Raw genomic sequence first — 6255 nt, 5'->3', positions numbered from 1 at the left:
AGAAAAGGGGGCATTAAAGCAGGGATAGGTCGTTGAGGGATTTTCAAGCATATCAATGAGGTGCTTTTGGTAAAAGTGTGTGGGATATTTGAGGGAGGACTTTTCTTGTTGCTCTGGATGAACCAGCTCTCGTTTGAGATAGGGGATCTGAAATTCGTAGGATGATGCTTTGTTCTGTAGGCGGGTGGTGTAAGAAGTTGAAGTGTAGAGCATTATGATTAGAGCAATGTAGAGTGGTAGAAGTTGTGTTGGATTACTTTCTGTAAAGATGTAAAAGCGTAAAAACGTATGTCTGTAAAATGATGCAGAGAATTTATACCTTGTGCGGTTTTTTTTGTCATGATGTGGAATGTGTTGAGGAGAGGGGAATGAACGATAGAGAGAGGGAGAGAATGAGTCTGTGAATGGAAGAAAAAGCAGAGAGGAAAAAGCAGTATGTTGGTATGGAGAACCGTAGAAGTGAAGGATGGAGAAAAAGAACGAGAAAAATTTGTCGCATAGGATGAATTCTTTAGGGATGAGATCATTCTTTTGAGACCTCTTTAAGAATTTGAAAAATATTAGCGCTTTTCTAATCTTATTATTCTTTTCGCATACGTTGCTTGATCTAGTTTTTTCTTTCATGTTTTTACTCTTGTACTCTTTGTGATCATAACCCATATTCAGTTTAACACGACAGTTCTTTCATCGTTATTATTTTCGCCGTTTTGTGGGATGATACAAGCTTGGGGGCGTGATGAGGGCAAAACCTATTATTGAGGAAGAAAAAAAGGGCGGGGGGATAAAAAGTGCACGAAAAGGATGCGCAAGAAAGGAAAAAAATGAACTTGGAAAAATATAGCGAACGCGTGCAAGGTTTTTTACAATCCGCACAAAATAACGCTCTTGCTTCTGATCATCAGCAGTTTATGCCTGAGCATTTCCTCAAAGTGTTATTAGATGATTCTCAAGGATTGGCGGCGTCACTTATCCAAAAAGCAGGCGGAGACCTTATTCTCGTTCGAAAGGCACTAAAAGAAGCTCTCGAGGCGTTGCCAAAAGTGCAGGGAGGAAATGGTCAACTCTATCTTTCGCAGCCGGTGGCAAAAGTCTTCGCGCTCGCTGAGGAGCTCGCGCAAAAAGCTGGTGATCAATTTGTTACTGTGGAGCGCATGCTGCAAGCACTTCTTATGGAAAAATCTGCAAAAACAGCTGATATTCTCACAAAGGCTGGAGTAACCCCGCAAACCCTTAATCAGGAAATTAATGCGCTGCGGAAAGGAAAAACAGCCGCAAGCCCCCATGCCGAAAGCCAATATGAGGCTTTGCAAAAATATGCACGTGATCTCACAAAAGATGCACGGGAAGGAAAACTCGATCCTGTCATCGGGCGGGAAGAAGAAATTCGACGCACCATTCAAGTGCTTTCGCGACGGACAAAAAATAATCCCGTGTTGATCGGAGAGCCCGGTGTCGGAAAAACCGCCATTGTGGAAGGATTGGCTCTGCGTATTGTCAATGGCGATGTGCCTGAAACTTTGCGCGATAAACAACTCTATACGCTCGATATGGGTGCACTTATCGCAGGCGCAAAATATCGCGGCGAATTCGAAGAACGTCTCAAAGCCGTGTTGGCTGAAGTGCAAGACGAAAATGGGCAAATTATTCTCTTTATTGATGAATTACATAATCTCGTGGGTGCTGGGAAAAGCGATGGTCCTATGGATGCTTCAAACTTGTTAAAACCAGCTCTGGCACGCGGAGAACTCCATTGTGTGGGCGCTACAACCCTCGATGAATATCGAAAATATGTCGAAAAAGATGCTGCTCTAGCGCGACGATTTCAACCTGTCTTTGTACCTGAGCCATCTTTGGAAGATACTATCTCTATCTTGCGCGGCATTAAAGAAAAATACGAACAACATCACAAAGTGCGCCTCGCAGATAGTGCTCTCATCGCCGCAGCGCGGCTATCTGATCGTTATATTACCGATCGTTTCTTGCCTGATAAAGCAATTGATCTCATCGATGAAGCCGCGGCACGGTTGCGTATGCAGGTCGATTCAAAGCCTGAGGAACTCGATGCTCTTGATCGGCGAATCTTACAATTAAAAATTGAACGTGAAGCTTTGAAAACAGATGTAGAGCCAACAGCAAAAGATCGTCTCAAAACCTTGCAAGAAGAACTGAACACATTGGAACTGCAATCGGCAAAAATGACAACCGCTTGGCAAGCTGAAAAACAAAAATTGGGTCATGCTGCTGATTTGAAAAAACAACTCGAAGAAGCCAGAAATGCTTTGGCTACTGCACAGCGAGATGGACAATTCCAAAAAGCCGGAGAACTCGCTTATAGTGTCATTCCTGAACTCGAAAAACAATTGACCTTGGCTGAAAATGATGACCAACAAAATCATATCGTCGAAGAAACTGTGACCGCTGAACATGTGGCGCAGATCGTTTCCAGATGGACAGGTATTCCTGTCGATCGTATGCTCGAAGCAGAACGGGAGGCATTGCTACGGATGGAAGACGAAATTGCAACCCGTGTCGTGGGACAGGGCGAAGCTGTTCAAGCAGTGGCGCGGGCTGTACGCCGTGTACGGGCAGGATTGCAAGACCCTAATCGTCCAATTGGGTCTTTTATGTTCTTAGGACCTACCGGTGTGGGAAAAACCGAATTAACAAAAGCTCTGGCGGCTTTTCTCTTTCAAAACCACGATGCAATGTTGCGCATCGATATGTCTGAATATATGGAAAAACATGCCGCAGCACGTTTGATTGGAGCTCCCCCAGGATATGTTGGATATGAAGAAGGAGGCGTGCTCACAGAAGCTGTGCGCAGAAGACCTTATCAGGTCATCCTCTTCGATGAAATCGAAAAAGCTCATCCCGATATTTTTAATCTCTTATTACAAGTGCTGGATGAAGGAAGATTGACCGATAGCCAAGGACGTACTGTCGATTTTCGTAACACTTTATTAATTATGACTTCAAATCTTGGTGCTGAATTTTTAACCGCCTTGGCTGAAGGACAAAACGTTGAGCAGGCAAAAGACGATGTCATGAATGTGGTAAAAACAGCTTTTCGTCCTGAGTTCTTAAACCGTATCGATGAGATTATTCTCTTTCAACGACTGCAACGAAAAGATATGGAGGCTATCGTGGATATTCAAATACAACACTTGCAAAATTTGCTCAATGAACGCAACATAAATTTGCAAATTAAACCAGATGCTCGACAATTTCTTGCTGATAAAGGTTATGATCCTCTTTATGGTGCACGACCACTTAAACGTGTTATCCAAAAGGAAATTCAAGATCCTCTTGCAGAAAAAATCTTGTTTGGAGAAATTCAAGATGAGATGGCGGTGACAGTTGAAAAGCAAGGTGATCGATTGGTGTTTTTACCTGAGATATAGTTTTTTGAAATGCACGATATGAGGACGGTGATAAGCAGTCTTATACGGTAAAATGCCGCTCTTTTGAGGTGGCTTTCAGAAAAAATCTTGTTTGGAAAAATGCGCGACGAGATGGTAGTGATGATCCTAGATGGTTGAATAGATGGAAAAGCACGTTGCTCTGCACGCTTGATTGGAACACCACTGGGATATATTGGATATAAAAAAGGCAAGGCGTTGATCTGAATTTTAATGAGAGATATTGGTTGATAGATGAGCGAAGACTGTGGAGGGGGACGCTTTTACTTAATCAGAGAGCAACCCACAAAATTACATGTTCTTTTTCGCGGTAGCTGTCTTGATCACCGTGTGAGAGCGTGTCCTTTGTTGAAATATCTTCTTTTGTAGCTATATCCGTATAAATAAGGTAATAGGAATTTCTCGTATGTGGGCAATCTATTGTAAACGGTTAGCATCTACACGATTTAAGCTTTTTTCGTATTTTTGGATTTGTTGAAAACTAACTCCTAATTCTTTTGGGGAAAACCCCATTGAAATACGTCTATGACGAATCCTTTTACTTATTGAAATGTCAATAAAATGTGGTCTTTTAATTTGCACTTCAAGACCCATCCAATTGAAAGCGTCCTCGCATTGGTATGCTGGAAGTTTGAAAGTAATGAGCTTAGTCAGCCTTTTGCTTTTAGTACTTATCACGCCTAGATATAGCAAAAGCTCCTGGAATCCGGGAGATACAAATAAAGTGATACCAATTTTTATGTCCTGAGCTTTCGGACTGTCAAATTCCTATTTGATTGCTGCGTAGATGATCAAAAACGTTCTTTTATTCGTAAAGTAATTTCAGAAAATTGGCAAGAAAAGTTAAAAAATTTGGAAAATAAGAACATTTTTTATTTTGTTATATCATAAGTAGGGGGTGGAGTGAGAAGGATCCATTAGAGCAGGGATATGCCGTCGAGGCGCCTGCAAGTAGATCAAGAAGGTGCTTTGGGGGAGAATATGTGATGAATATTTGAGGGGCCGCTTTTCTTGTTGCACCTCATGAACCAGATTCACTTGAGCGATGTGATCCGAAGGTCGTAGGGCTTAGAGAAAAAAGCTAATGTATAAAACATGGCATACAAAATAGTGCGGAGGGGGGAAAGTTTCGACCTGTAGAAGAAAAATGTGCTTCAAGAAGTGGAAGTGATCGGTGCTTGTAGAAGTTTTGTGCTCTTTGAGTTGACGGAGATGAGGATAAGAATATTCAGAAAGATTTGCTTGTCGAATGTAGTAAAAACTTCATCGGTTGAAGGGGAAGAGGTGCTGATCTACATGAGTGGTTGGTAGAAGGAATTTGCTACAAGATATTGGATTCTTGATAGAGAAGTGGCAGATTCTGGGGGAAAGTTTCGTTGACTAATTTCTGTTCTTTCTGGTGTTTCACAATGTCTCAAAAATATATAAGATAACTCCTGATGAGCATAAACGAGAAACAAAAAAATGTTAGCAGAAAAAATGAGTAGACAGTGAAAAAATATCACAACTAAAGAAGCTGTAAAAAACTAAACATTCAATCAATAATTATTTTTTCATTCAAAGCAATGTTAGGGTGATAAAAAATATCATTTTAACTGCTTGGAAAGATTCCCTAATGTTAAAATTTTTTACTGATAAGCTCATAAAAGTATATTAATAAAGTATATTATGAAAATAATGGAATATATACTATATTTATACTATAGTATATATTAGCTATACCCTATAACTTATAGGTATTTAGTATTCTTTTAACATATATAGTTTATATATTTAAGTATGAAATTTAAGTGCTCGTCGAGATAGGAGGCGTTTTTTACGAATGAAAAATTGATTAACCACCAATTGGTGGTAAAATAATATATTGTTAATACTATTTAAAGTTGCTTTTAGTTCTGATGGAGGAACTGCTTAAGAAAGAATACAATTAATAGAGGAATGAAGATATCAAAATATCTATTATTGTTATATCTTGTGTCGGTGGTTGGTCGTGCGTCTATCAGTAATTATTCATCAAGTTATGTGAATCAAAATATATAAAGAGCGATAGAGTATTAATTGCTAACGGTTTTGTTCATAATCTTAAAAAAACTTTACGATCAGCTAAAATAATACTTATTGTGAAAAAAATAACACAGAAGACGGATTGACGTCTTTAATTTATTAAGCTGTTGTGGCAGTATGGATATACCGTAATCTAGATAAATCAACCAAAAAAATAGCAAAATAGTGTAATTTTGATTTATAGAATAATGCGAACAGAGAAAGGTATATTGTCTTTTGTTTCTTATGACTTGGAGGAAGCAACACGTTATTACAGACGTACGTATAATAGATGAACTTCCTTTGCCAGTTCATCCAAAAGGAGGCGATATCTAAAAGAACTATGAAAAAATGTTGGAAGCAAGTGTCGAGATTAATTTAATCCGTAAAAATTTACAATAAAAATTTATGTATGTAAATAATATAGGTAAAGTTGTATATTCAGCCAATAATACGCGTTTAGATCACAATTTCTTATTGTTTTGTGTCCAGCTATTTTATATTCTGTTGTAGCCACAGAACTCTTTTATCGTTTCTTTTTTAGAAGGAAATGACTTTCTATTGTACTATTGTACGGCTCTATAGGCTAATCTAAGGGTTAAATCTGATCAATAAATTGCCTATGGATTCTTTAAAAAAATCTGCTTTTGGAGATGTTTTTTATTTTTACCAACTTGCAAGGTGTTGCGATAGCCTCTTGGCATTAGCAACACATTGATTTATATATATAATTCACTGTTTTGCATATTGAATTAAAGCCCCGAATATAGTAAGATTTTCTTATTCTAAACCC

The 6255-nt window shown here is 38.8% G+C and carries 3 protein-coding genes; 1 reads left to right on the top strand and 2 read right to left on the bottom strand.

Annotation, left to right across the window (positions count from 1 at the left end; translation table 11 throughout):
• Nucleotides 1-624, bottom strand: a 624-nt coding sequence (locus MCY_RS09750; protein WP_007346332.1) for a hypothetical protein, incomplete at its 3' end; no start/stop codon positions are given.
• 197 nt (nt 625-821) lie between these two features.
• Here MCY_RS09750 and clpB point away from each other — a divergent pair.
• Complete coding sequence (gene clpB, locus MCY_RS00130) at nt 822-3401, top strand: ATP-dependent chaperone ClpB (RefSeq protein ID WP_007346331.1); 2580 nt, start codon at nt 822-824, stop codon at nt 3399-3401.
• A 435-nt stretch (nt 3402-3836) separates the two neighbouring features.
• Here the strand turns inward: clpB and MCY_RS10210 are convergent, their stop codons facing one another.
• Nucleotides 3837-4013 carry a hypothetical protein gene (locus tag MCY_RS10210; protein ID WP_007346330.1) on the bottom strand — a complete coding sequence of 59 codons (177 nt, stop codon included), beginning with the start codon at nt 4011-4013 and terminating at the stop codon, nt 3837-3839.
• Nucleotides 4014-6255: the final 2242 nt, after the last annotated feature.

It is taken from the genome of Bartonella rattimassiliensis 15908, from assembly GCF_000278215.1.
In the GTDB taxonomy this organism is placed as follows: domain Bacteria; phylum Pseudomonadota; class Alphaproteobacteria; order Rhizobiales; family Rhizobiaceae; genus Bartonella; species Bartonella rattimassiliensis.
Note: the sequence above shows the minus strand (reverse complement) of the source record. Positions and strands in the feature narration are given on the sequence as shown.